Genomic DNA, 24,830 nt, shown 5'->3' on the forward strand with positions numbered 1-24,830 from the left:
AAGCCATTCCGCAATACAGAGCCAGCCGTCTGGTGCGGCAGGGTACGGCCTCGTCACGCCCAAGTCAAAGCCCTGCTGACACACTCGATTACCACACATTTTCCCGGTCACGGTCGGGCAGCAATGCAGTAACAAAGACGATATACTCGGCCCCACGATTGTTGACGGGAGAGATGGTTTGCAGACTTATCTGGTTGGGGGAGCAGTGCGGGATCGCCTGCTGGGATTGCCGCAGGGCGACAGGGATTATCTGGTGGTCGGCGCCACCGTGGAGCAGATGCTGGCGCTGGGTTTTACCCAGGTCGGCCGCGACTTTCCCGTGTTTCTTCACCCCAAAACCCAGCAGGAGTATGCCCTCGCCCGTACCGAACGCAAGCAGGGTCAGGGCTACACCGGCTTTGTCTGCCACGCCGCCCCCGATGTGACGCTGGAGCAGGATCTGCTGCGTCGGGATCTCACCATCAACGCCATCGCCGAAGATGAACAGGGAGAGCTCCACGATCCCTACGGCGGCATTGAGGATTTGGAAAAACGGCTGCTGCGCCACGTCTCCCCCGCCTTTGCCGAAGACCCGCTGCGCATCCTGCGGGTCGCCCGCTTCTCCGCCCGCTTCCACGCCCAGGGCTTTGTCATCGCGCCAGAGACCCTCGCCCTGATGAGCAAAATGACAGCGGCTGGCGAGCTGGCCCACCTCACGCCGGAGCGAGTCTGGAAGGAGCTGGAAAAAGTGCTGCTGGGGCCAACCCCACAGATCTTCTTCGAGGTGCTGCGCCAGTGTGGCGCCCTCAAGGCACTCTTCCCCGAGATCGATGCCCTGTTCGGCGTCCCCGCCCCGGCCAAGTGGCACCCGGAGATCGACACCGGCATCCACACCCTGATGGTACTGGAGCAGGCGTGCCGGATCTCCCCGGAATTGACCGTCCGCTTTGCCGCCCTCTGCCACGACCTTGGCAAGGGAGTAACCCCCAAGGAGTTCTGGCCCAGCCATCACGGACACGGCCAGAAGGGGCTGCCGCTTATTCGCGCCCTGTGCGAGCGGTTCAGGGTACCCAATGAGTGCCGGGATCTGGCGCTGCTGGTGAGCGATTTGCACACCCACATCCACATCGCCTTTGAGCTCAAGCCCGCTACCCTGCTCAAGGTGTTCGACAAGGCTGATGCCTGGCGCCGCCCCGAGCGCTTTGCCCAGCTGCTGGATGCCTGCCGCGCCGACTTCCATGGCCGCACCGGTTTCGAGGAGAGGGTCTACGCCGAGCCGGACTACGTGGCCGAAGCGTTGGCAGCCGCCCAGGCAGTGCCGGTAAAAGAGATAGTGGCTGCCGGTTACAAGGGGGAAGAGATCAAGGAGCAGCTCGCCAAAAAGCGGACCGATGCCATCAGCCGCATCAAGGATGAGTGGACCTTTATCGAAGAGTAACCTCGGCCCCATAACAGACGGCCGCCCTGATGATGAGCTCCGCAAGGAGGGCATAGCCAGGGCGGCCGTTTTGCATCCAGGTTTACCTGTGACAGGGCGTTAACCCCCTGCTGATACCGTTATGCCGGACCAATTCGCTCCATCAGGCTCATATGGGATGAGCCATCGTGGCGCTTGAGGTTCTGGCGATACTCGAACTGGCGCTGGCTCTCCTGCTTGAGCCCCAGCATCAGCGAATAGCACATCGCCAGCATGATCACCGAGAAGGGCAGCGCGGCTATGATGCTGGCAGCCTGCAAGGCTGCCAAGCCGCCTGAGACCAGCAGGATGGCGGCAACCAGCCCCTGTCCCAGCCCCCATACGGCACGGTGCAGTACCGGCGGCTCCTGATCACCGATGGAGAGCAGGGTCGTAATCACCAGCGTGCCCGAGTCACTGGAGGTGATGAAATAGGTGCAGATAAGCAGGGTCAGCACAGCCTTGGCGATCCAGCCGAAGGTTTCCCAGTGCAGCAGCTCGACCGTCTTGTAGAGCGCCAGCGTCACATCCTGATTGACCGCAGCGACCACGCCACCACCACCGAACAACTCCAGATTCATCGCCGTGCCGCCGAACACAGTGAGCCAGAACATGCCAAGCAACGAAGGCACCAACAAGACACCGAGCACAAACTCGCGGATGGTTCGCCCCTTCGAAATACGGGCGATAAACATGCCGACAAACGGCGCCCAGGCGATCCACCAGCCCCAGTAAAACGCCGTCCAGCTCGACTGCCAGGCCGAGGTGCCATTGGCTTCGGTGTTGGTCCAGAAGCTCAGCTTGACGATGTTCTGCAGGTAGTCACCGATGTTCTGCACGTAGGCGTTGAGGATATAGGTGGTCGGCCCCAGCACCAGAAAGAGCGCGAGCACGAACACGCTCAACCAGATATTGAGCTCGGAGAGGATCTTAACCCCGCGCCCGACGCCTGAGACCGCAGAAAGGGTGGCGATCAGACTGATGCCACCAATCAGCCAAAGCTGGTTCGTTTGCGATACTTCCATGCCAAACATCTGGTTGAGGCCGGTGTTCATCTGGGAGACCCCCAGTCCAAGAGAAGTCGCCACCCCGAACACGGTACCGAACACCGCCAGCACGTCGGCCGCATGGCCCCAGAAGCCGTAGATGCGATCGCCGAGCAGCGGATAGAGCACGGAACGAATGGCCAGTGGCAGCTTGCGCCGGTAGCTGAAGAAGGCCAGCGACAAGCCGACGATCACATAGATGGCCCAGGGATGGAGGCCCCAGTGGAAAAAGGTGAGGCGCATGGCGATCTGGGCCGCTTCCGGGGTCATCCCTTCGGTAATAAAAGGGTTGCCCTGCAGGTGGTTCATCGGCTCGGCGATGCTCCAGAACACCAGCCCGATCCCCATGCCCGCGCTAAAGAGCATGGCGAACCAGGCAAAGTAGCCGAACTCCGGTACCTGGTCGTCGTCGCCCAGCCGGATGTTGCCGAAGCGGCTGAACATCAGGTAGACGGCGAAGAACAGGAACAGGGCGACCACCAGAATGTAGTACCACTTGAACCCGGCAATAATCTGATCCTTGGCTCCGACAAACCAGCTGGCGGCGGTCTCGGGGACAAAGACCCCGAACAGCAGAAACAGGGTGATGACGGTCAACGCCGTCATGGCCATGGTGGGGTTGAGGCCTTTAAATAGCCCTTTGCTTGCTCTCATCCAGCCTCCTTAGTCGTTGTTGAAAAACTCTTCGCCCACGTGATCACCGGCGCCACCGATGGCGCGATAGACCAGCTTGCCGGCCGCTTGTTCACGGTGATCCACCAGAGTGACCGAAGGCTGACCGTTCACTGCATGGCGCTTGCCGAGGAAGATGGCCATGGGCACCCCCAGATTGGAGACACCGCTGGTGATCCAGAGGCGATTGAAGTCGTAGGAGCCGCCGATAAACTCCAGCTGGGCCAGACCGGTATCGAGGCCGGTCAGATAGAAGTTCATGGCGCTTTCGTCAGGAAAGAGGTGCACCAGCACATAGGCGTAGCGCAATTCGTTTACCAACTCCTTTAGGTTGAAAGTACCTGTCTCGCTACAGGAGAGCGGCAGTTCGCCATCGTAGTGGTGAACCTTGAGGTTGTTCGGGTCTTCATCGTAGGCGGGCTGATAGCGGACAAAGGCTGATGTATCAGGTAGTTCATAGCGAACTCGCACGACTTTCAGGCCGCTGGCCAGGGTCTTGATATCCAGTTCATTGGTCATGTTTACTCCTCTCTTGTCAGGTTAAACAGCGCAAAGAGGGGCTAAACTAACACAAAATTAATTTGAACATAAACCATTTGAGCAATAACTATATTGACCTTTTTATCTGCCGGGAGCAGAATTTTCACCCTTTCAACCCGACTTCCTACTCCGACACCATGGAAAAACATGATGAAGTGCTGGTAGCGCTGCGCCAGATCATTCGTGCCATCGACATGCACTCCAAGCGCTTGATCAAGGAGGCGGGTCTTACCTCGCCACAACTCTTGCTGCTCAAAGGGATTGATGAGCTGGGCCAGATCTCCATGCGCCAGCTGGCCGACCACACCAACATGAGTCAGGCCACCGCCACCACCATCATGGATCGCCTCGAGAGCCGCCAGCTGGTGCAGCGCGTTCGCAGCGAGACCGACAAGCGCAAGGTACACGCGACCCTGACCGATGCCGGCCGCGCCCTGCTGGCCGAGGCGCCGACACCACTGCAAGAGAGCTTTATTCAGCGCTTTCAATCCCTTGAAACCTGGGAGCAAACCCTGCTGCTCTCCTCCCTGCAGCGCATCTCCGCCATGATGAATGCCGACGGAATCGATGCCGCCCCGGTGTTGAGCGTCCGCCCCCTGACCGCCGAACAGGCATAAAAAAACTCCCGAAACGGGAGCTTTTTTTAGTGGTTGGCACCGGCGATTACTCTTCCAGGCTGATCCCGATGTTGGAGACGCCATCCTGAGCGGCAAAGGCCTTGATGGCCAGAATACGGTCGCTGTCGCGCTCATGGGCAACCCGCTTGAGCAGCTCGACCTGAAACTCCAGCTCGGCTTCCATGTATTCGTGCTCGTAGAGCTCCTCTTCGGTCAGATCCCGCTCTTCCATCATCTCGATAAAACCGGCAACGGTACCGACGGAGGCATGACTGGCATCGTTGGCTTCTTCCCCAACACGGCAGATCACCGAGTTGTAGGCACAGCCCAGCGCCACGCAGGCATCCAGTGCCGGATAGGCACCGTAGGATTCAAACTTGCGGGGATCCGGAATATGGGCTTCGAACTCTTCGAGAATGGCTCCCAGATTGACCCGGGAACCCTTGACGGTCAGGTAATTCCACATCTGATCCAGCGCATGCCGGAAGGCGTCTGCATTGCCAAAGCCGGAGGCCTGACTGAACAGGGCATAGTTGGGGTACATGCGCTCTGCCAGCGCCAGGGTGTAGACGGTCTGTTGCCAAGGCTGTAGCTCGGCCAGTCGCTTATAAAACTTGTCACCAAACACTGGAGTCGGATCCTCTGCAAAATGTGGGGCAGATTGTAGCCCACGAGGGGCGCGGCGAAAACGAAAAAGCGCCCTGGTCGGCTATGTTGCGCTGGCAACTCGGGTAAGATGGGACGAGAGCGGCATCTTGTCGCGCCGCAAATTCTGATAAGGAACAAGAGTATGAGCCAACGTACCCTTCTTTTGCTCAGCCAGGATAATGCTCACTACGAACGTCTGCTCAAGGCCGCCAATCTCCCCCATCTGCGCATTCTGCGGGCCGATAACCAGAGCGATGCCGAGACGCTGATCGGCGAAGCCCATATTCTGATGGCAGAACCGGCCCGTGCCAAACCGCTCCTCCCCAAGGCGGGAAAACTCAAATGGTTCCAGTCTACCTATGCCGGAGTGGACGTACTGCTCGACCCGGACAGTCGGCGCGACTACCAGCTTACCAATGTACGCGGCATCTTTGGCCCGCTGATGAGCGAATATGTCTTTGGCCATCTGCTCAGCCTGATGCGACAAATTCCTCTCTATCGGGAACAGCAGAGGCAGCGCCTCTGGCAGAGCCACCCCTATCAGGGGCTCAAGGGGAAAACCATGCTGATCCTTGGCACCGGCAGCATTGGCCAGCATATCGCCCAGACCGGCAAGCACTTTGGCATGAAGGTGCTTGGCATCAGCCGCAGTGGCCGGGAGCGAGCCAGCTTTGATCAGGTTTACCAGCTGCCGGCGCTCAACAAGATCCTGGCGCAGGCCGATGTCATCGTCAGCGTGCTGCCGGCGACCCGCGATACACGCCACCTCTTCAATGCCGCCCGCTTCGAGTTCTGCAAACCGGGCACCATCCTGTTCAACGTGGGACGCGGCAATGCCGTTCACTCCGGCGATCTGCTCACAGCACTGCGAACCGGCAAGCTGGCAATGGCGGTGCTGGATGTGTTCGAACAGGAGCCACTGCCGGCCGACAGCCCGTTGTGGGGGCAACCCAACCTCATCGTTACCCCTCACAACAGCGCCTACAGCTTCCCCGAGGATGTGGCCCAGATCTTCGTGCGCAACTATATCCGCTTTATCGACGGCCAGCCCCTCGATGGCAAAATAGACTTCGACAAGGGCTACTAACCCCTGATTTCGCATGCAAAAAGGCCCCGCCAATCTGGCGGGGCCTTTTCATTTCAGGCTGTGATTACAGGTATCAACCCGCAGCCAGCTCCTTGCGGTAGCCCTTCACCTTGGCCAGGAACTGACGACGCTCCTTGCCGCTGAGCGGTTCGGCCATCGGCAGCTTGGCAGTCATGGCGTTGACCGGGCGGTTGTTGATGCGCAGCTCATAGTGGAGGTGAGCACCGGTCGAGCGACCTGTGTTGCCGGAGAGGCCGATCTTGTCGCCCATCTTGACCCGCTGACCCGGTTTGACCAGCAGCTTGCTCAGGTGCAGATAACGGGTCGACAGGGTGCGACCATGCTTGATGACGATATAGGTACCTGCCAGCGGGTGGCTGGTTGCCTTCTGGACGACACCGTCACCGGTTGCCAGCACCGGAGTACCGACCGGCACTGCAAAGTCGGTACCCTCGTGAGGACGCACCATTCCGGTTACCGGATGTTTACGCGCCGGGTTGAAGTTGGAGCTGATCCGGTAGCGGCTGTGGGTCGGATAGCGACGGAAGCCACGCTCCAGACTGTTGCCCTGACCGTCGTAATAGTTGCCGTCATCGGAGAGCCAGGCCGATACCGTCTTGCCCTGGCTGGTCACTTCCACACCCAGCAGCTGGCTGTTGCCGGTGCTCTTGCCCTCGACGGTCTCCTGGCGTACCAGCACCTTGAATTTGTCACCCTTTTTCAGGTCCTGGGCAAAGTTCATTCGCCACTGGAACAGGTTGGCAATCTTCTGGATATGGTTGGCCGGAATACCGGCATTGCGGGCGCTGACATAGAAGCTGCCATTGATCACGCCATCGTAACGCTGAGGCTGCCAATCCACCTTCTCGTTGATCATCGAGGCGGTATAGGTGTCGTCGGTACGCGCCATCACCAGCGTCTGCTTGATGTTCAGGCGGATTTTGAGTTGCTGCAGGATGTTGTCCTGATCGATCAGCAGCTCAATGGTCTGACCCGGTTTGAGCCGCGCCAGATAGTTCTTGTTGTCCGCATCCAGCACCTTGTAGAGGGTGGTGGTCGAGAGCCCCAGATTGTTGAAGATGGCGGTCAGATTCTCGCCATTGCGCACCCGGTAATCCTGCCACTGCGGCGCGGTATCGACCGGAATATCATCGTCCGGCGTGGCGGGATCAACCAGTTCGTGATCGGGGATGTCGTTAAAGTCGGTGTTGTTTTCGTTGGTTGCCGTACCAGCGGTATCAATCGGCAACTCCAAACGCAGGGGCCGCTCCAGAATGTCGCCCGGGGCCGGCAGCAATGCCACTGCTGACAGGGTCATCGCCGTCAGCATCACCATTGCGTAAAAGTGTTTGCGGGGAACCGGTGGTTCCCAATTGGCAGCCTGTGCTACCAAGGGACGGAGACGTTTCATCCGCTATCCTGTCTTTATATCTGAAGAGTGTGAGTTGCGATGTGGTAGTACCAAATCCGCATAAAACTGTCTGTTTGACAAAAAACGATACAAATAGTTCATCGCAATCTGCATGAACTTCACATTTTATGCATAACCAGCCCGGATGGGCAGAAATGATCGTCTTTTTTAACCATTTTTTCCTATTTTTAAGAACCGGCTCGCCATAGCGCCAGAATAAAAACCGCAAATGTTGCAATAACTTTTCCATGGAGTGGAGATGACGTTATCAAAACTATTGAGCAGGATAATCCTGATCCTGTTTCTGATCGGTGCCATCCTGCTGTTTGTGCTGGAAATCACCACAGTCCGCCAATCCATCATCGACCAGATGTCCGCCAATCTGGAGACTGCCGTCACCGCTCTGGGTCTGGTGCTGCAAGGCACGTTGCTCAACGATGACAAGGTGCTGGCCGAAACCATCGTCAATGCCATGTTCGATGGCGGCTTCGTCAGCTCGGTCAGGTTGGTCGACCCGGACGGACAACTGCTGTTCCAGAAGGTTTTCCAGGCTACCCAGCAAAACGTGCCTGGCTGGCTTCCCTCGGTTATCGGCATGCCACCGGTCAAGATTGAGCAAGAACTGACCGATGGCTGGCGCATGCTCGGAACCCTGACACTGGAAGGTCACAGCGGCTACGCCTACCAGCACCTGTGGAATGCCATCAGTCGTATCGGACTGGCACTGCTGGGTGGACTGGTTGTCTTTACTCTGGTGATCTCCCTGGTCAGCCAACGGCTGCTACGGCCGCTGGAGCAGATCAATCTGCAGCTGATCCGGGTCCGCAAGCACCAGTTCAACAGCGCCCTCCCTACCCCCTGGCTGCAGGATCTCAAAGAGGTGGTGCTCTCCATCAATCAGCTGGTCTCCGAGCGCAAGCGGGATCTGCTCCAGCAACGCCTAAAAATCACTCAGATGGGCAAGCAACTGCCGCTATCCACAGCGCAGCCCTTGCAAGGGCTGACCGACACCCGTGGCGGCCACCTGCAAACCTTCGTCTCGACACAGGGCGAGATCACCCTCTACCAACGCTTCCTGCCATACCCGGCACTCACCGCCAACAGCGAACTGACGACCATTCAAGCGGTTCTGGAACAGTGGTTGCAGCACCATGTTGAAGGTATCTCGCTACCACTCTCCCTGCTCCACCACCCGCAATGGCAAGCCATAGCCCTGCTGCTGACCCAGGGAAGAGGCAAGACACTCGACTGGCGCTGGGATGTCACCGCTTTCCCGGATGAGGGTGAGTCGATATTGACCCGCTTGCAGGAGCAGGGGGTCGAGCTGGCGTTTAGCGCTATTCCGCTCAATACGGAGACCTTCAATCAACTCGATCCCCTCAATCCTGTCTTTGTCTGCTGCCAGCTGAGCGAGGAGCCGCTCTACTGGCATCTCCTCTCGCAAACCATGCATGCGGCTGGTTACACCCTGTTGGCCGAGGCGGGCACGGGCAGCGACATCGCCAAGCTGCGCACCTGGGGAGTTGATGGTTATGCCAGGGAGGCACAATCATGAAAAAGCTGGCTATCTTGCTGATGCTGTTCGGCCAAGCCGGAGCAATGGCCACACCGGCCACCATAGCAACAGGGGGTGAGCAGGGGATCTACTATCAGGTCACCAGTGAATTCTGCCGGCTGGCATACAAGACAGACCCACAGATCAGCTGTGCGCTGCAGGCAACCTCCGGTTCGATGGAAAACCTGCAGCGACTGCGGAGCGGTGAAAGCCGCTACGCCATGGTGCAGTCTGACTGGCTCTATCAGGCCCGTCAGGGCAGCAGCCCTTTCGCCAACGCCGCACAAACTGGCCTGCGCGCGCTGTTCGCGACCCACGCCGAACCCTTTACCATAGTGATCCGGGCCGATGGCGATATCACGTCACTGGAACAGCTCAAGCTCGCCCCCATCGATATGGGGTTGAAGGGCTCCGGTACCCGCCAGACTGCGCTGGCTCTTTTCAACTTGCTGGGCGCCAAAGAGCAGGATCTCGACCTGAAAAGCATGGCCAATGCAGCCGAGGCGCTCTGCAGCAAACAGATCGATGCCTATGGATTGGTGATGGGGCACCCCAACCGGATCGTGCTCGATACTGCCAAGCGGTGTGCCATTCGCTTTCTACCGGTCGATGGCACTCTGCGCGACCAGCTGATCAAGGGGGTCAGGTATTACCAGCGCAGCCAGGTGCCCGCGCGCATCTATCCGGGCAATCTGAAAGCCACACCCACCTTTGCTATCGCGGCCACTCTGGTGACCAATGCAACCACTCCCGAAGAAGAGGTCTATAACCTGACGCGCGCCATGCTGGCACAGCAGACCAAGTTCAACGAGCAGACTTATGGCTACGCCAACATGTTCCATCAGGCACGCAACAAAATCGGCCCGGTGCTGAGCATTGAGCAGCATCCGGGCGCAGCACGTTATTTTGCCGAGTTGAAAGCCGCCGGAAAACTATAACTGGCGGCGGGGGGAGCGCAGCTGCTCGCTGGAGAACCGGGTCTTCATCGACGTCCACTGAGCCAGCCTGTCGGCACTGCCTGCCAGTGTTCCCTCACGGCGAGACTTCATGATCCAGATGCTCTTGGCATCGAAGCTGTAGACAGGGATAAGGTCGGTGCGCTGGCTACCGGGCAGAATGCGGCTATTGATGTTGTCGAGTACCAGCGGATCAGATTTTGGGGTAGCGAAATAGAGCGTCACCATGTGGAACTGGTTGTAACGCACCGCCTTGACGTAAGCCAGCCTCAGTTTCTTTTCCGGCACCCCCAGCTCCATCAGGGTGTAGTACTTGGAGATGCTGTAATCCTCGCAGTCGCCACCGCGAGCGCCGATAAACTCCAGCGGATTGGCCCAATAATCCTCGGCCCCCCACAGTCTGGGATCATCGCTGTAGGTCAAGTTATTGAAGTAGTGATTTACCAGCTCGATCTTCTGCTGATCCGTGGTACCAGCTCTGGGCGTCAGCAGGCGGGAAAACGCCTCGGCGCGCTGAATGGCACGCCCGCCGTAGACCTCCTGCAACTTCTCCCGCAGCTCGGGGCTGGCGATATATTCCGACAAGCGGGAAGCCTGCACGCCGGCACAACCGAGTGCCAGCATACAGGTGGGGATTAACAGCCATTTCATACCGGACACTCCATGTCAGATGCTGGAGGTCAGTATAGTCCCAGCCAACAGAGAGCAGGCTCTTCGAGCCCCTGCATCAACGGCACTGGGCAAAGGCGCTGGCCAGCTGCTCCATGAACTGGGGATAACCATCCGGACCGAGCGGAACTTGCTCACCCACCTCATCCAGCAGCAGCACTCTGGCGCCGGTATTGCGAGCAACTGACTCGATCACCGCCGGCGAGAATTGCGGCTCGGCATAGATGCAGCTTGCCTGCTTCTCTTCCAGTGCCTTGCGAATATTCACCAGCGTCTTGGCGCCCGGGCGACGCTCAGGGCTCACGGTGAAGTGACCTTTTGAACTCATGCCGTAGTGACGCTCCCAGTAGCCATACGCCTCGTGGAAGACAAAGTACCCCTTCTGGTTCACCGCCTTCATCTGGCCGGCAATCACCTTATCCTTGGCATCTACCTTGGCATCAAATGCCGCGAGGTTGGCGTCATAGCGAGCCTGATTGGCCGGATCCAGCTTGCCCACTTCGCTTGCGATCGCCTTGGCAATCACCTTGGCCTGCATCGGGCCGAGCCAGATATGGGGGTCGATCCCTTCATGATGATGACCTTCATGCCCTTCATCGCCATGTTCATGAGCCGCATGCTCATCGTGTTGATGGCCATCATGGCTATCCTTGGTCGCGTAGTTGAACAGCGGTATGCCCGGCACCTGGGTCAGGGTCAAGACATGGGGGTGATTAGCCAGAGGCTTGCTCATAAAGCCCTCCAGCTCGGGGCCGACCCACACCACCAAATCGGCCTCCCTGATGCTGCGAATATCGGAGGGACGCAGGGAGAAATCGTGAGGAGAAGCGCCGGTCGGTAGCAATACCTTGGGCTCGCTAACCCCGTCAGTGATCGCCGCAGCAATAAAACCAAGGGGCTTGATGGTGGTTAGCACCTCCACGGCACGGACAGGCAAACTCACCGCCAGCAGGGCAGTGAAAAAAGCAATAATTCTCATTGGTGAATCTCGTCAGCGGGTGATTGTGTGATAATATAACAGCTTCTATTTTTTGTTATATTATAACTCTCACTGGCTGTAAACCCCGGAGCTGTCATGACCCAACTGGTAGAGCTGAAAGAGGTCTGTCTTTCGTTCGATGGACGCTCAGTGCTCGACAAGGTCTCCTTTACCCTCAATAAAGGCAAAATCACCACGCTAGTCGGCCCCAACGGGGCGGGCAAGAGCACCCTGAGCAAACTGGTATTGGGTCTGCTCACCCCGGATTCCGGCCAGATCATCCGCAGCCGCGACCTGAGAGTCGGCTATGTACCCCAGCGCCTCTATCTAGATCCCACCCTGCCGCTCACCGTGCGCCGCTTTCTGCAGCTGGGCAAGAAGGGGCGCCTCTCTATCGAAGAGGCGCTGACCAGAGTCGGCGCCGAAGGGCTACTGGACAACCGGATGCAGAAACTCTCCGGCGGTGAGATGCAGCGGGTACTGCTGGCACGCGCCCTGCTGGTCAAACCCGAACTGCTGGTGCTGGATGAACCGGTGCAGGGGGTCGATATCACCGGCCAGATCGAGCTCTATGCCCTGATCGGCCAACTCGCCGCCGAGTTCAATTGCGCCGTGCTGATGGTCTCACACGATCTGCATCTGGTGATGGCCAGCACCCACGAGGTGATCTGCCTAAATCGCCATGTCTGCTGCCATGGCGAACCGGAAAGCGTGGCCCGCCATCCCGAATTTGCCCGCCTGTTCGGGCGACCGGAACAGGAGGTGCTGGCGGTCTATACCCACCATCACCACTGCGACGGCGAACACCATCATCATGAACCGCAGGCCCCCGTCATCCGCCTGCCCTCTCGCAACAACGCTCACAGCAAATAGCGCAAGCAACAGGACATTCAAGTGGACAGCTTTCTGTTATACGCCCTCGCGGCCGGTCTCGGTATCGCCCTGCTGGCCGGCCCCCTCGGCAGCTTCGTGGTATGGCGCAAAATGGCCTATTTTGGCGACACCCTCTCCCACGCCTGCCTGTTCGGTATCGCGCTTGGCATCCTGCTGCAGGTGGATCTCACCCTGGCGGTGGTGGTCTGCTGCCTTGCCATGGCGATGCTGCTGGTGATCATGAGCCGCAACCAGCAGGTGGCCACCGATACCCTGCTCGGGATTCTGGCCCACAGCGCCCTGTCCCTCGGTCTGGTTACCTTGAGTTTTATGGATAACGTGCGGGTGGATCTGATGGCCTACCTGTTTGGCGACCTGCTCTCGGTACAACCGATGGATCTGCTCTGGATCTACGGCGGTGGCGCGCTGGTGCTGCTCACCCTGTGGCGGTTGTGGGATCCCCTGCTCTCCATGACCATCTCGGAAGAGCTGGCCCGGGTAGAGGGGATCCGGGTCGATGTGCTGCGCTGCGTGCTGATGCTGCTGATTGGGTTGGTGATCGCCGTGGCGATGAAGTTTGTCGGCGCGCTGATCATCACCTCCCTGCTGATCATCCCCGCCGCTACCGCCCGCCGTTTCAGTCAGACGCCGGAGCAGATGGCCGGCTTTGCCGCGCTGATCGGCTGCCTCGCCGTGCTGGGTGGATTGACCCTATCCTGGTATCAGGACACCCCGGCCGGACCCTCGGTGGTTGTCTGCGCCACCAGCCTGTTTGTCCTGAGCCAGTTCAAGAAGGCTTGATTCCGCGCTAGAGAGGCATGCTCTGGCGTGTCTCCATCATCAGCCACTGGCGCAACCGGCTTATGGCAGGCTCATGGGCCCGCGAGCGCTTGCAGGTAAAGTAGAAGGCATCCCCCGTCTCCAGCTGGTGTACCGGCAAGGCCACCAGCTGGGGATCATCGGGCCGCAGCATGTAGTCATTCACAAATGCCACCCCCTGATCCCAGGCTGCAGCCTCCATCGCCAGCAACACATGGCTGAAGTGGTGCATTCGCGCCTCGTCAGGGATCACCAAGCCACCCGCCTTGGCCCAGCGCTGCCAATCCTCCCCCCGCGCCTTGTAAATGGACTGCACCGACAACAGCGGCAGTTGCCAGATGGCGTCTGGCCACTCCCCCTCCACCTGCTGCAACAAGCGGCGGCTGCAGACCGGAAAGAGCCGCTCCTGATAGATAAGGTCGTGGCAGTAGCCCCGCCCGTGGGGTGAGACGGTGATAAAGCAATCCGCCACCCGATCGGAGAGCTCGGGATCCTCAGCCACCATCTCCAGACTCAAATCCAGCTCGGGATAGAGCTGGCGCAATCCGGCCAACCGCGGGATCAACCACTTCACCGCAAACGAGCTATAAACCGCGAGACGCAACCGCATCTCGCCGCCCCCTCGCAGCTGCTCGCTGCTCTGGGCAATCTGGCCGAGTCCGGCAGCAATCCCCTCGAAATAGCTCTCCCCCTGCGGCGTCAACGAGAGCAGCCGCCCCTGACGCAGCAGCAACCGCTCCCCCAGAAAATCCTCTAGCAGGCGGATCTGGTGGCTGACCGCACTCTGGCTGACGTTCAATTCAAGGGCGGCGCGGGAGAAGCTGAGCAGCCGGGCCACCACCTCGAAATATTGCACCGCACGCAGGGGGGGAAGCTTCATTATCTAAATATCTCATGGATGGTCATTTTTTATCATTTTACTGGATATCAACCGGCACGCTACCCTCCCCTCATCTGAAGTGGGAGGTGGTATGAATGCAGTGGGGATCGGCATCCTTTATCTGGTGCTGGGCAATATGGTGGCGGTTTTTTCCGATGCGCTGGTCAAGGTGCTGGAGCCGGATCAGCCCATCTTCCAGTTTGTCTTTTTCCGCCAGCTCTCAGCCGCCATTCTGCTGATGCCCTGGCTGCTCTGGTCATGGCGACGCAACCCGCCGGTGGCCATCAAGTGGCACCTGCTGCGGGCCCATATCTGGGCGGTCGGTGTCTGCCTGATGGTGGTCGCCCTCACCCGCTTGCCGCTCGCCACTGCCAACGCCCTCTTCTATGCCGCGCCCCTGATGATGGTGCCGCTGGCAGTGTGGATGGCAGGGGAAGCAATCTCGCGCCAGAAGGTGCTGACTGCGGTTATCGGGTTTATCGGGGTACTGATCGTGCTACGCCCGACCGAAGTGAACTGGGCTGCGCTGGCAGCGCTCGGAGTGGCGCTGTCCATGGCGCTCAACAATCTGCTGATCAAGCGGATCCCGCTCAAGCAGCCCATCGCCCAGACCCTGTTTTTCACCAACGTGCTGAGCATGCCCTTCATTCTCGCGCTAGCCTGGTGGGAAGGGGGCGACTGGCAGTGGCAGATGTGGTGGCCCGCCTTCGGCTCCTCGGCGCTGATCATGGTCTATGCGGGCTTGTGCGTGGTGGCCTATCGCAAGGCGGAGGCGAGCAAAATCGCCTCGGCGGAGTACACCGGCCTGCTGATGGCGGTCGCCATCGGGGTATGGCTGTTCGATGAGCAGCCGGGCCTGCCGCTGCTGCTGGGCTGTATCTGCATCATACTGCCGCTCATCGCCATGGCCCGCAGCAAGCCCAAACCGCAGGTCGAACCGGCGCTCTAGCCAACGAGGGTCACCCCAGCACTGGGGTGACCCTTTGTTGCAGATGGGGGATCACATCCTGCTCGAACCAGGGGTTCTTCTTGAGCCAGAAGGTGTTGCGCGGTGACGGGTGCGGCAGCGGCAGCCAGCCTGGGCCATAGTCGGCCCAGCTGCGCACCGTGTCGGTGAGCGATCCCTTGGCCGCCCCCCGCAGGTAATGGGCTTGTGCATACTGGCCGATCAGCAGGGTCAGTTCGATATTGGGTAACAGCATCAGTACCTTGTCATGCCAAGTGGGCGCACACTCGGGTCTGGGCGGCAGATCGCCCGACTTGCCCTTGCCGGGATAGCAGAGAGCCATCGGCATGATGGCGATGCGGGATTCGTCGTAGAAGGTGGTTTTATCGACCCCGAGCCACTGGCGCAGCCTGTCACCGGAGGGGTCATCCCACGGGATACCGCTGGCATGCACCCGGGTGCCGGGCGCCTGACCGATGATCAGCAAGCGGGCACTCTCGGCCCCGCGGATCACCGGACGAGGCCCCAGCGGCAGATGAGCCTCGCACAGACGGCAGGCCCTGATTTGCTCAAACAACTTATCGATTCGCTGCATGACGTTGATAGTACCAGCATTTCCCTGATTTCCCTCTTGTGGAAACAGGGCGAGCCCCCTACTATCGCCATGGGTGTTTAATTTAATAAACGGATAATAATGAAAAACTGGCTAGGTACTGGCACCGCGACCCTCTCCTTCATCCTGTGGGGGATGCTGCCGCTCTATTATCAATTCATGCCCGAGGTCAACATGTGGGAGCTGATCTCCCACCGGGTGCTCTGGTCTGTGGTACTGCTGGGGGCCCTGTTTTTGCTGCTTGGCCACAAGGTGCCCTGGGCACAACTGCGCAGCGAGCCGCGCCAGCTGGGCCTCATTCTGCTGGCGGGTCCCGTTATGTCCATCAGCTGGTGCATGTTCACCTGGTGCCTCACCACCGGACAGGTACTGACCACCAGCCTCGCCTTCTTTATGACCCCGCTGTTCAATATCGTATTCGCCGTCATCTTCCTCAAAGAGCGGCTTACCCCGCAAAAGCATCTGGCGGTCGCCCTGGCGCTGGCGGGTCTCGCCTACATGCTCTTCTGCTACGGCCAGATCCCCTGGTTCTCCCTCATCATGGGGGCCAACTTCGCCTGCTACGGCCTTATCAAGAAGAAAATCCACTACGACACCGGCACCAGCCTCTATCTGGAAGCCATGGTGCAACTGCCCATCGCGCTGATCATCATCGGCACGCTGGCGTGGCACGGGGAAGGGGCATTCGTGAACGGGGATCTGGCTGACAAGCTGCTGCTGATGGGCAGTGCGCCCGCGACTCTGCTGCCGGTGGGGCTGTTCTGCTACGCGGTGGCGAGAACCCGGATGAGCACGGTGGGGCTGCTGCAATATATCGAGCCCAGCCTCGCCTTCCTGCTCGCCATCTACTGGTTTGGTGAGGCGCCGGACCCCATCAAGGCGGTCGGTTTCGCCTTCGTCTGGGCAGGTCTGCTGGTGAGCCTGTTACCGCTGCACCGGCTCAAGCGCCGCCCTCAGGGCGTACCGCGATAGGACTCCAGCACTTTGTGCCAGCGGGGATCCCTGTCCATCTGCTCGGCGATGTCGTTGAGGGTGGCATGCAGCTCTGGGCGAGATTTGGGCAGCAGGATATGGCGGGTATAGCTGGATTGGGGGAAGGGCGAGATAAACAGCTTGCCCTGATAGTGCTGTGCGTCGATGAAAAAGCCCAGCGATGAACCACTCACCAGCGTCACATCGATGCGACCGCGCACCAGCAGCTCAAGATTGGTCTTCACCTTCTTGGCATCCTGACGCACCAGCTCGCCCCGTGCAGCGGCATCATCGATCCCCTGATAGCGGTAGCCCTCCACCCCGCCAAACACCAACCCCTTGAGGGAGTCTGGCCCGCGATAGGTGACCGGGTTGTCAATGTTCGAGACCAGCTCGTTGGTGTCGCGCATCACCGGGAAAGTCCAGAGATAGCGCTCGCGATGGGGATCCCCCACCCAGGCGGGATTGACCCAGACCACCAGACCGTCAAAGTCGGGATCCGCCATCTCCAGCGCCAGCCGGGCCCGATTGACCAGCCAGAGCTCGATTCTGGGTTCACCCCCCAGCTTTTCATTGAGATACTTGACCAACTCGCGGCTCAGCCCTGCATCCACTCCGGTGTTGAAGGGGGGATGCTGATGGTAATCGTAGAGACGGATCGTCTCCCCCAGAGCCGGGACCGACAACAGTAACCACAACCAAAACCAGACTCTCATCGCACCTCCTTGAGCTGCCTCTGAGTTTGGCACAGAGAATTTGAATGAGAGAACCCGCGACCACCACACCGGCACAGCAACCATCCGCCCCTTCCCGCTGGTCTGTCTATATGGTGCGTACCGCCACCGGCCTGCTCTATACCGGGATCAGCACGGATCCGCAGCGCCGTCTACGTCAGCACCAGAGTGGCAAGGGCGCTCGCGCCCTGCGCGGCAAGGGGCCACTGACGCTGGCGTGGCAACAGGAAGTCGGCGAGAAGGGGGCGGCCCTGCGCATCGAATACCGCCTCAAACAGCAGCCAAAATCCTTCAAGGAGCAGCTGATAAAAAGCCCGGCACTCTGGCAGAGCTGGAGCGCGCAGTGGTTAACCGAAACGACTCGGCCTTAAGGGATGCAGGCAAAAAAAGGCCACTCGATGAGTGGCCGGAAAGGGGAAATCAGGGAGCATCACACAACGTCTTGCACAACCTCAGGCGGGTTAGAGGTAGGTATTGGAACGCTTGCTGCGGTTGCTGATCAGCCAGCAAACCGCCAGCACCAGCAACAACCAGGGGGCCAGCTTGATGATCAGAGCAAGCATGCCGCCCAGTGCCCCAAGCAGCACGAACAGGCCGCTCACCAGCAACATGGCTACCAGGGTAAAACCGGTCAGTGCCATGACCAGCAGCACCACCAGCAATATGAAAAATTCCAGCATAACTTGCTCCTTATCAGTACCTTGTCTGCCGGCTGATCAACCCTTCGGTCAATCCAGCCAGCGCTTCAATTCATAACGGGGCGGCATCACCAGCACCGCCAGCAGATAGGCAGCCAGTGCCAGCGGCGGCATCAGGATCAGGGCGAGCAGTGCCACCACTCGCACCGTGACTCTGGAGACCCCCAACCGCCTGGCAATACCGGCGCAGACCCCGGTCAGCTTGCGATGCACCAGATCCTTGGGCCAGGGGCTCATGATTACACCTCCGCCTTCTGGCCTTTGAGGCGAGCAAGCTCGCGCTCGATCTCATCATTGAGCTCCAGCTCGCGGAACTGGGCCTCCAGCGAGGGATTCTGCCCCAGAGTGGCCGCCTCCAGCTGGGCTTCCAGCTGATCGACCCGGCCCTGAAAACCGTCAAAGCGCGCCATCAGCTCATGCATGCGCTGGTTGTCCACCTGGGCGCGGGCACGAATGCGGCTGTGGGCGGTCTGCTCGCGCAAGGTCAGCAATTTCTGCTTCTCGCGGGCCTCGGTCAGCTTGGCCGCCAGCCGCTCGCTGTCGGCGGTGAGCTGGGCCAGCACCTCGGCCACCCGAGCCTTGTCCTGCTCCAGCTGTTCACATTTTTTGACCTCCGCCAGCTTCTCGGTGAGGGCGGCGCGGGCCAGATCCTCACGACCCTTCTGGATGGCGAGCTCGGCCTTGGCCGACCACTCCAGGATCTGCGCCTGCAACCCCTGCTGGTGACGCTCCAGCTGTTTCTGTTCGGCAATCACGCGGGCGGCCTGGGTACGCATCTCGACCTGCACCTGCTCCATCTCTTCGATCATCAGGCGCAGCATCTTCTCCGGCTCTTCACTCTTGTCGAGCAGGCTGTGCAGGTTGGCATTTATCACGTCGGTCAGGCGGCTGAATACGCTCATGGTCTGGCTCCTTGTTGATGGGATGGCTATCTCTTCCCATTGCATTACAAGAGCCGTGCCAAGAAAAATTATTGTTGTTTTACATATAGATGGGAATTTACTGAGGAAATTCAAGAAGGGATTGTTGGTGAGAATAGCCAACCTGGTGGTGATTTTTACCAACAAAAAAGGGAGCCTCAAGCTCCCTTGTCGATTCGTCTGCGCTATCCGTCAGGCGGCATGGCTGTGGCCCAGCTTGCTGTCCAGTTCAGTCAGCTTGGCCTCCATCCGGGCGCGGCAGGTATCGGAGAGATCGCGAATGCCGCTGGCACCGTGCTCCTTGCTGCAGACCGGCGCCATCACTTCCACCAGCACTTCGCCGTTGTCCCAGCGATTGAGGTCGACCTGACCGAAGTAGCTGGAGCAGACGATGGGCACCACGGGCACTTCAGCCTGTACCGCAGTGTGGAAAGCGCCCGCCTTGAACGGCAGCAGGCCACGTCCCTGGGAGCGGGTCCCTTCCGGGAACATCCAGATGGAGGTGCCGCGATTCTTGATGCGATCCACTACCTGACCTATGGTGCCGATGGCACGGGAGCGGTTGGAGCGGTCGATCAGCACGTTGCCGGAGAGCCAGAAGATAAGGCCGAACAGCGGCAGCCAGAGCAGGCTCTTCTTGCCCACCGCCACCACGCCAGGCTGCACCGCACCGGTCACGGTGAAGATGTCGAAGTTGCTCTGGTGGTTGCAGACGTAGACCGCCGGGCCGACCGATTTGACCTCGTCGGCCACCGTCACCTTGACTCGCAGCCCGATCAGCGGGCAGACCGCGTGATACATGCGGGCGAAAACATAGACGTTGTTGGGATGGCGCGGACGAACCAGACAGAGCAGCAGGCCGAACAGGAACCAGAAAATGAGCAGCAGACCAAGCAGCAGCACACGGGCAATTTTGAGCATCGAACACCTCGAGTTTTAACTCGGCGCAGTATACTGATCCCCCTTTTAGCGAACAAGCGTTCGCCAAACAGAACCGACCACCCTCCCCGTCGCGCCACCCACAGTCCTGCACATCAATACGCCGCCGACTTGCCCCACCCGCCATTGGTCGTTAGGATGGCCCCATCTTGATGGACGGGGCGAACATGATTTTGCAACAACGGGTAGCGAAACATCTCCTGCTGCTGGTCTGCCTGCTGGTGCTCAATTGTGCGGCCCAGCCGCTGGCCCGGCTTGCCCTGCTCGATCATGCCCTCAGCTGTCAGGCACTGCCCGTTCCAGGCTCGGCAACGGATCAAGAGGATGCCAAACCGGCCAGCCCGCAACCCACCAGCTGCCAGCTCAACGGCAAGTGGCTGAGCGCCGCCACCCTGCTCTGCGTCGAACAGCTCTTCTTTGCCGTCGCCCTGCTGATCGCCCTGCTGGCCCCCCTTTGGCGCTACACACCGCCACTGCCCCCTCCCAGAGTCATCTCGCCGCCCGAGCGGCGTCTGCACCTCACCCTCTGCGTCTGGCGGGAATGAGTTCGGCAGCGTTCTTTCGTTAGCTGTCACTCAATTTTTGCGAGACCAAAAAGATGTCGAATCTCTTCAAGACGGCCCTGCTACTGGGCGGTCTGCTGTGGCAATCCATGGGATTGGCCAGCGACACGGGCTGGCTCACCAGCCCACAGAATGATCACGCCCGGGTACGGCTGCAGGCCGACCGCAGCACGGCAGATCAGACCCGCATCCTGCTCGATGTCGAGCTGGAGTCAGGCTGGAAAACCTACTGGCACAGTCCGGGAGAAGGGGGCATTGCCCCCCAGATCCTCTGGGATGAGCCGGTCGGTGCCTTTCAGTGGCGCTGGCCGGTGCCACGCCACTTCGAGGTAGCTGGGCTCAGCACCCAGGGTTATCAGGGGGACGTGACCTTCCCTCTGAGCCTCAACTATCCCGCCGGGCAACCGCTCAAGGGGACTCTACGCCTCTCCACCTGCAGCAATGTCTGCATCCTGACCGACTTTCCCTTCACCCTCTCGGTGGATGGGCAGGCCCCGGCCGACTTCGATTTTGCCTGGGCGAAGGCGATGAGTACCCTGCCCCAGCAATTGCCTGCCGCAACCCGGGTCGAGCTCGGTTATCAGCACAACCAGCTGCAACTGCGCGCCGAGCGGGCAGAAGGCTGGCAATCACCAGCGCTCTTTATCGACGCTCTGGAGGGTGCCGAATTTGGCAAACCGGCGCTTGAGGTCGAGGGCAACACCCTGATCGCCCGGGTGCCGGTGAGCGATGGCTGGCAGGGGGATGCGCCGGATCTGCGCGGCCAATCCCTCGGCCTGCTGCTCACCAGCGGCGAACAGGCGTGGCAGGGCAAGGGGACGATCGGCGCGCCACTCGCACTGCCCAACCAGAGCCATTCGCTGTTCTGGTTGCTGGGAGCAGCGCTGCTCGGCGGCCTGATCCTCAACCTGATGCCCTGCGTGCTGCCGGTGCTGGCGCTCAAGCTGGGAACTGTGTTGCAACATCAGGAGCGTGAACAGGGAGCGGTGCGCAAACAGTTCCTCGCCGCCAGCGCCGGGATCATCGCCTCCTTCTGGGTGCTGGCGGCTATGAGCAGCCTGCTACGCGCTACGCAAGGGGCCGTCGGCTGGGGCATCCAGTTCCAGAGCGCCAGTTTTATTGGCTTGATGGTGCTGGTCACCCTGCTGTTTTGCGCCAACCTGCTGGGGCTGTTCGAGATCCGCCTGCCCAGCGCCCTCAGCACCCGCCTCGCCACCTGCGGCGGCAACGGCCTCGGCGGTCACTTCCTGCAGGGGAGCTTCGCCACTCTGCTGGCGACCCCCTGCTCGGCCCCCTTCCTCGGCACTGCAGTGGCCTTTGCGCTGGCAGCGCCCCTTGGCCAGCTCTGGCTTATCTTCACAGCATTGGGGATTGGCATGAGCCTGCCCTGGCTACTGGTGGCGGCCCTGCCGCGGCTCGCCCTCTGGCTGCCCAAGCCGGGTCGCTGGATGAACCATCTGCGCATCCTGCTCGGCCTGATGATGCTGGGCTCCAGCCTCTGGCTCACCAGCCTGCTCGACAACCATCTCGGCAGCTATGCCACCGGCTGGCTGATGGTTGCCATGCTGCTGGCACTGCTGGCTGGCATCATCTGGCGTTACGGCATGCGCGGCTTCACGCTGGCGATCGCCCTTACCGCCCTGATTGGCAGCCCCCTGCTGCTGAGCGGTGCCTTTAGCGCACAGGGCTCGGCCAGCGTTGACAAGGTGGTCTGGCAGCCGCTCTCTGAGCGCGCCATCACAGATGCGCTGGCCCAGAACAAGCGGGTCTTTATCGATGTCACCGCCGACTGGTGCGTCACCTGCAAGGCCAACAAATACAACGTGTTGCTACGCGATGAGGTGCAACAGGCCCTCTCGGCCCCCGATGTGGTGGCCCTGCGCGGCGACTGGAGCAAACCAAGCGACACCATCGCCGCCTTCCTGCGTAAGCGGGGCACGGCTGCAGTTCCCTTCAACCAGATTTACGGCCCGGAGTTGCCGCAAGGGGTCACGCTGTCACCCCTGCTCGACAAGGACGATCTGCTGACCACATTGCACAAGGCTGGCCTGCTTCAGGCTGGCACCACCCGATTTTAAGGAGCAACCATGAAACCGACTCTTAGCGCCCTGACCCTGCTGGCCTCCCTTTCCGCAACCCTGCTGGCTCCGGCCCTGCACGCAGCCCCCTTCACCCCGGAGCAGGAGGCGCGCATCAAGGAGCTGATCCGCGAGACCCTGATCGCCAACCCCAAGATCCTCGATGAGGCCGCCGAATCCTGGGAGAAGCAGAACGCGGCAGCCCAGGAGGCGCAGCTTGGCAACTTCATCAAGGGCAACAAGGATGTGCTGTTCAACAGCGCCACCAGCCCGCGCCTCGGCGCCAAGAACCCCAAGCTGACTCTGGTGCTGTTCACCGACTACAACTGCCCCTACTGCAAGCAGTTCGATCCCCAGCTGACCAAACTGCTCAAGGCCTATCCGGACGATCTGGGGCTGGTGATCAAGCTGCTGCCGTTCAAGGGGCAGAGCTCTGCCAAGGCGGCCCAATACAGCCTGACCCTGTGGCAGCAGGATCCGGCCCGCTTCCTCGCCCTGCATGACAAGCTGATGAGCAAGCAGGGGATGCTGACCGAGGCGGATATCAACAAGGCGCTGGCCGCCACCGGCAACGTGGCGCTCAAGCCCGCGCCCAAGGCGACCGAAGAGCTGCGCAACAGCCTGCGTATCGGCACCATCCTCGGGGTACAGGGCACACCGGCGACCCTGATTGGCAACCAGCTGGTGCCGGGCGCCGTTCCCTATGAGGAGCTGGAGCAGCTGGTGAAGGCCGAACTGGCCAAGCTGGGATAAGGGATGGCAAGCACCAACCCTCAACCCCGCTGGCGACGCTGGGGCAAGGAGGCGCTCTGGCTACTGCTGATGGCGCTGGTCATCTCGACGTTGCTGGATTTGTGGCGCAGCCCGGCCCTGCCTGAGGGGGCGATGAGCGCCCCCGTCACCCTGCAGGATGGCACCAGTACGGATCTCGCCACCCTGAGTCAGGGCAAGCCGCTGCTGGTCTACTACTGGGCCAGCTGGTGTGGTGTCTGCCGCTTCACTACCCCGGCGGTGCAGCAGCTCTGGCAGGAGGGGGAAAACGTGCTGACGGTGGCGCTGCGCTCCGGCAACGCAGAGCAGCTTGGCATGGGGATGAGCAAGAAGGGGCTCACCTTCCCGACCCACAACGACGAGTCGGGAGCGTTGGCTGCCAAGTGGCAGGTGGGGGTTACCCCGACGTTCCTCGTTATCAAGGATGGGACGCTTGTGAGCAGCACCACCGGCTGGAGCTCGAAGTGGAGCCTGCAGCTGCGGCTCTGGTGGGCGTCGCTCTAGCCACGCAGCATCCTTGCCTGCAACAGGGCCATCCCACCGGATGGCCCTTTTTTATGCCGACATTTTTATGCCGACATCAGGCGGGGAGCTGCATCCCGCGCACCTGCTCCAGCAAGGCAGTCACCGCCACCGAGCGCAACGCATCGGGGGCGTAGCAGAGCCCCACCCGCCGCTTGAAGGAAGAGGCTGCCAGCTCGGCGACCGTACAGCCGGGCGGACAAAGCGAACGGGGCAACCAGGCGATCCCCGCCCCAGCGGCCACCATAGTCGCCGCCAGTCGCAGCGACCCCGCCCGCCGTGGATAGAGCGGCGCCTGATTGCCGAGGATGGCGATCAGCCGCAGGTGGGAGTCGTGGCGCGGGCAGGTGACCCAGGGTTCATCCGCCAACGCTGTCGGGGTGAGCGCCCCCTTGCCCGCCAGCGGGTGAGCCGGTGGCAGCACCAGTACAAACTCCTCCTCCAGCAGGGGGATAAAGAGCTCGTCACCACAGCGCAGGGACTCACACCCCAGCCGCACATCGCCACAGCAGCCTTCTTCCAGAGTCAGCAGGATCTCCTCGTGGGCAAGCGCCCCTTGCACCAGCGCCCCCACCACGCCATCACCCAGATCCGCCTCAATCCCCACCGTCACCTCGAGACAGGGGGAGGTTTCACGAAACTCGCGGGCGAGGGAGTCGGTATCGGCGATCAACCGCTTGGCGCGGGGATAGAGCCGGTGCGCCGCTTCGGTCCCCTCCACCCCGCGCGCCTGCCGCACAAACAGGGTCACCCCCAACTCATCCTCCAGCGTCTTGATAGTGGTGGAGAGGGTGGGCTGGGTGATGAAGAGGCGGGTGGCCGCCGCCGTGATGTTGCGCTCCTCGAAGACAGCCACAAACGCACGCAGGGTTCGCACATCCATAGAA

At 60.5% G+C, this 24,830-nt stretch carries 28 protein-coding genes; 14 read left to right on the forward strand and 14 right to left on the reverse strand.

Features of this window, described 5'->3' with window-relative positions; translation table 11 throughout:
• The first annotated feature begins 178 nt into the window (after positions 1–178).
• Positions 179–1,417, forward strand: a complete 1,239-nt coding sequence (locus AACS24_RS11180) for a multifunctional CCA addition/repair protein (RefSeq protein ID WP_108570719.1) — start codon at positions 179–181, stop codon at positions 1,415–1,417.
• Between the two features lie 119 nt (positions 1,418–1,536).
• Here the strand turns inward: AACS24_RS11180 and AACS24_RS11185 are convergent, their stop codons facing one another.
• Both AACS24_RS11185 and AACS24_RS11190 read right to left on the reverse strand, forming a co-directional pair.
• Positions 1,537–3,135, reverse strand: coding sequence for a BCCT family transporter (locus AACS24_RS11185; RefSeq protein WP_108570720.1), 1,599 nt, complete (start codon positions 3,133–3,135; stop codon positions 1,537–1,539).
• A gap of 9 nt (positions 3,136–3,144) precedes the next feature.
• The gene (locus AACS24_RS11190; RefSeq protein WP_033115069.1) at positions 3,145–3,672 is read right to left on the reverse strand and encodes a hypothetical protein; all 528 of its coding nucleotides are present in this window, start codon (positions 3,670–3,672) and stop codon (positions 3,145–3,147) included.
• Positions 3,673–3,830: 158 nt separating this feature from the next.
• On the opposite strand from AACS24_RS11190, the gene AACS24_RS11195 reads away from it, so the two are divergent.
• A complete protein-coding gene (locus AACS24_RS11195; RefSeq protein WP_033115099.1) occupies positions 3,831–4,310 on the forward strand; it encodes a MarR family winged helix-turn-helix transcriptional regulator in 480 nt (159 codons plus the stop codon).
• A gap of 46 nt (positions 4,311–4,356) precedes the next feature.
• On the opposite strand, the gene AACS24_RS11200 is transcribed toward AACS24_RS11195, so the two are convergent.
• Positions 4,357–4,938 (reverse strand): YjaG family protein, encoded by a 582-nt coding sequence (locus tag AACS24_RS11200; protein ID WP_033115070.1) that lies wholly within the window; start codon positions 4,936–4,938, stop codon positions 4,357–4,359.
• A gap of 162 nt (positions 4,939–5,100) precedes the next feature.
• Between AACS24_RS11200 and AACS24_RS11205 the strand changes: the two genes are divergently transcribed.
• On the forward strand, positions 5,101–6,045 hold the full coding sequence (locus tag AACS24_RS11205; RefSeq protein ID WP_108570721.1) for a D-2-hydroxyacid dehydrogenase: 945 nt from the start codon (positions 5,101–5,103) through the stop codon (positions 6,043–6,045).
• A 73-nt stretch (positions 6,046–6,118) separates the two neighbouring features.
• Here the strand turns inward: AACS24_RS11205 and mepM are convergent, their stop codons facing one another.
• Positions 6,119–7,456, reverse strand: coding sequence for a murein DD-endopeptidase MepM (mepM, locus tag AACS24_RS11210; RefSeq protein ID WP_108570722.1), 1,338 nt, complete (start codon positions 7,454–7,456; stop codon positions 6,119–6,121).
• Between the two features lie 259 nt (positions 7,457–7,715).
• Between mepM and AACS24_RS11215 the strand changes: the two genes are divergently transcribed.
• Together AACS24_RS11215 and AACS24_RS11220 are read left to right on the forward strand one after the other, a co-directional pair.
• On the forward strand, positions 7,716–9,011 hold the full coding sequence (locus tag AACS24_RS11215; RefSeq protein WP_108570723.1) for a LapD/MoxY N-terminal periplasmic domain-containing protein: 1,296 nt from the start codon (positions 7,716–7,718) through the stop codon (positions 9,009–9,011).
• The gene (locus AACS24_RS11220; RefSeq protein WP_108570724.1) at positions 9,008–9,949 is read left to right on the forward strand and encodes a TAXI family TRAP transporter solute-binding subunit; all 942 of its coding nucleotides are present in this window, start codon (positions 9,008–9,010) and stop codon (positions 9,947–9,949) included. The genes AACS24_RS11215 and AACS24_RS11220 overlap by 4 nt, the downstream gene beginning before the upstream one ends.
• Here AACS24_RS11220 and AACS24_RS11225 read toward each other — a convergent pair.
• Both AACS24_RS11225 and znuA read right to left on the reverse strand, forming a co-directional pair.
• Entirely contained in the window at positions 9,944–10,618 is a 675-nt protein-coding gene (locus AACS24_RS11225; RefSeq protein WP_033115075.1) for a transglutaminase-like cysteine peptidase, read from the reverse strand. The genes AACS24_RS11220 and AACS24_RS11225 overlap by 6 nt on opposite strands.
• 76 nt (positions 10,619–10,694) lie before the next feature.
• Complete coding sequence (znuA, locus tag AACS24_RS11230) at positions 10,695–11,615, reverse strand: zinc ABC transporter substrate-binding protein ZnuA (RefSeq protein WP_108570725.1); 921 nt, start codon at positions 11,613–11,615, stop codon at positions 10,695–10,697.
• 96 nt (positions 11,616–11,711) lie between these two features.
• Between znuA and znuC the strand changes: the two genes are divergently transcribed.
• A complete protein-coding gene (znuC, locus tag AACS24_RS11235; RefSeq protein WP_108570726.1) occupies positions 11,712–12,488 on the forward strand; it encodes a zinc ABC transporter ATP-binding protein ZnuC in 777 nt (258 codons plus the stop codon).
• 21 nt (positions 12,489–12,509) lie between these two features.
• Positions 12,510–13,289: a zinc ABC transporter permease subunit ZnuB gene (gene znuB, locus AACS24_RS11240; RefSeq protein WP_033115078.1), complete on the forward strand. Its 780-nt coding sequence runs from the start codon at positions 12,510–12,512 to the stop codon at positions 13,287–13,289.
• Between the two features lie 7 nt (positions 13,290–13,296).
• Here znuB and AACS24_RS11245 read toward each other — a convergent pair whose 3' ends face one another.
• A complete protein-coding gene (locus AACS24_RS11245; protein WP_108570727.1) occupies positions 13,297–14,187 on the reverse strand; it encodes a LysR substrate-binding domain-containing protein in 891 nt (296 codons plus the stop codon).
• Between the two features lie 91 nt (positions 14,188–14,278).
• Here AACS24_RS11245 and AACS24_RS11250 point away from each other — a divergent pair, with 91 nt between their 5' ends.
• Positions 14,279–15,136 (forward strand): DMT family transporter, encoded by an 858-nt coding sequence (locus tag AACS24_RS11250; RefSeq protein WP_108570728.1) that lies wholly within the window; start codon positions 14,279–14,281, stop codon positions 15,134–15,136.
• A 10-nt stretch (positions 15,137–15,146) separates the two neighbouring features.
• Here AACS24_RS11250 and AACS24_RS11255 read toward each other — a convergent pair whose 3' ends face one another.
• Positions 15,147–15,728 carry a uracil-DNA glycosylase family protein gene (locus AACS24_RS11255; protein WP_108570729.1) on the reverse strand — a complete coding sequence of 194 codons (582 nt, stop codon included), beginning with the start codon at positions 15,726–15,728 and terminating at the stop codon, positions 15,147–15,149.
• Between the two features lie 99 nt (positions 15,729–15,827).
• Between AACS24_RS11255 and rarD the strand changes: the two genes are divergently transcribed.
• Positions 15,828–16,718 carry an EamA family transporter RarD gene (gene rarD, locus AACS24_RS11260; protein WP_108570730.1) on the forward strand — a complete coding sequence of 297 codons (891 nt, stop codon included), beginning with the start codon at positions 15,828–15,830 and terminating at the stop codon, positions 16,716–16,718.
• Here rarD and AACS24_RS11265 read toward each other — a convergent pair.
• Complete coding sequence (locus AACS24_RS11265) at positions 16,700–17,434, reverse strand: substrate-binding periplasmic protein (RefSeq protein ID WP_108570731.1); 735 nt, start codon at positions 17,432–17,434, stop codon at positions 16,700–16,702. The two genes, rarD and AACS24_RS11265, sit on opposite strands and share 19 nt — an antisense overlap.
• Before the next feature lie 44 nt (positions 17,435–17,478).
• Here AACS24_RS11265 and AACS24_RS11270 point away from each other — a divergent pair, with 44 nt between their 5' ends.
• Positions 17,479–17,823, forward strand: coding sequence for a GIY-YIG nuclease family protein (locus tag AACS24_RS11270; RefSeq protein ID WP_058057955.1), 345 nt, complete (start codon positions 17,479–17,481; stop codon positions 17,821–17,823).
• A 90-nt stretch (positions 17,824–17,913) separates the two neighbouring features.
• Here AACS24_RS11270 and pspG read toward each other — a convergent pair whose 3' ends face one another.
• The 4 genes from pspG to AACS24_RS11290 form a co-directional block, all read right to left on the reverse strand.
• Positions 17,914–18,132: an envelope stress response protein PspG gene (pspG, locus tag AACS24_RS11275; RefSeq protein WP_005335871.1), complete on the reverse strand. Its 219-nt coding sequence runs from the start codon at positions 18,130–18,132 to the stop codon at positions 17,914–17,916.
• A gap of 48 nt (positions 18,133–18,180) precedes the next feature.
• A complete protein-coding gene (locus tag AACS24_RS11280) occupies positions 18,181–18,387 on the reverse strand; it encodes a PspC domain-containing protein (protein WP_005335873.1) in 207 nt (68 codons plus the stop codon).
• 2 nt (positions 18,388–18,389) lie between these two features.
• Complete coding sequence (gene pspA / locus AACS24_RS11285; RefSeq protein ID WP_058057954.1) at positions 18,390–19,052, reverse strand: phage shock protein PspA; 663 nt, start codon at positions 19,050–19,052, stop codon at positions 18,390–18,392.
• A 210-nt stretch (positions 19,053–19,262) separates the two neighbouring features.
• Positions 19,263–19,991 (reverse strand): 1-acylglycerol-3-phosphate O-acyltransferase, encoded by a 729-nt coding sequence (locus AACS24_RS11290; protein WP_005335875.1) that lies wholly within the window; start codon positions 19,989–19,991, stop codon positions 19,263–19,265.
• A 185-nt stretch (positions 19,992–20,176) separates the two neighbouring features.
• Between AACS24_RS11290 and AACS24_RS11295 the strand changes: the two genes are divergently transcribed.
• Genes AACS24_RS11295 through AACS24_RS11310 form a run of 4 tightly spaced genes read left to right on the forward strand, consistent with a single transcriptional unit; the run spans position 20,177 to position 23,925 of the window.
• Positions 20,177–20,554: a hypothetical protein gene (locus AACS24_RS11295; protein WP_108570753.1), complete on the forward strand. Its 378-nt coding sequence runs from the start codon at positions 20,177–20,179 to the stop codon at positions 20,552–20,554.
• Positions 20,555–20,607: 53 nt separating this feature from the next.
• On the forward strand, positions 20,608–22,650 hold the full coding sequence (locus AACS24_RS11300; protein WP_108570732.1) for a protein-disulfide reductase DsbD family protein: 2,043 nt from the start codon (positions 20,608–20,610) through the stop codon (positions 22,648–22,650).
• Positions 22,651–22,659: 9 nt separating this feature from the next.
• Positions 22,660–23,403, forward strand: a complete 744-nt coding sequence (locus tag AACS24_RS11305) for a DsbA family protein (protein ID WP_108570733.1) — start codon at positions 22,660–22,662, stop codon at positions 23,401–23,403.
• A 3-nt stretch (positions 23,404–23,406) separates the two neighbouring features.
• Entirely contained in the window at positions 23,407–23,925 is a 519-nt protein-coding gene (locus tag AACS24_RS11310; protein WP_108570734.1) for a protein disulfide oxidoreductase, read from the forward strand.
• Between the two features lie 76 nt (positions 23,926–24,001).
• Here the strand turns inward: AACS24_RS11310 and AACS24_RS11315 are convergent.
• On the reverse strand, positions 24,002–24,830 hold an 829-nt coding region (locus tag AACS24_RS11315; RefSeq protein WP_258222903.1), incomplete at its 5' end, for a LysR family transcriptional regulator.

The organism is Aeromonas sp. HMWF016 (assembly GCF_963878195.1).
GTDB lineage: Bacteria > Pseudomonadota > Gammaproteobacteria > Enterobacterales > Aeromonadaceae > Aeromonas > Aeromonas lacus.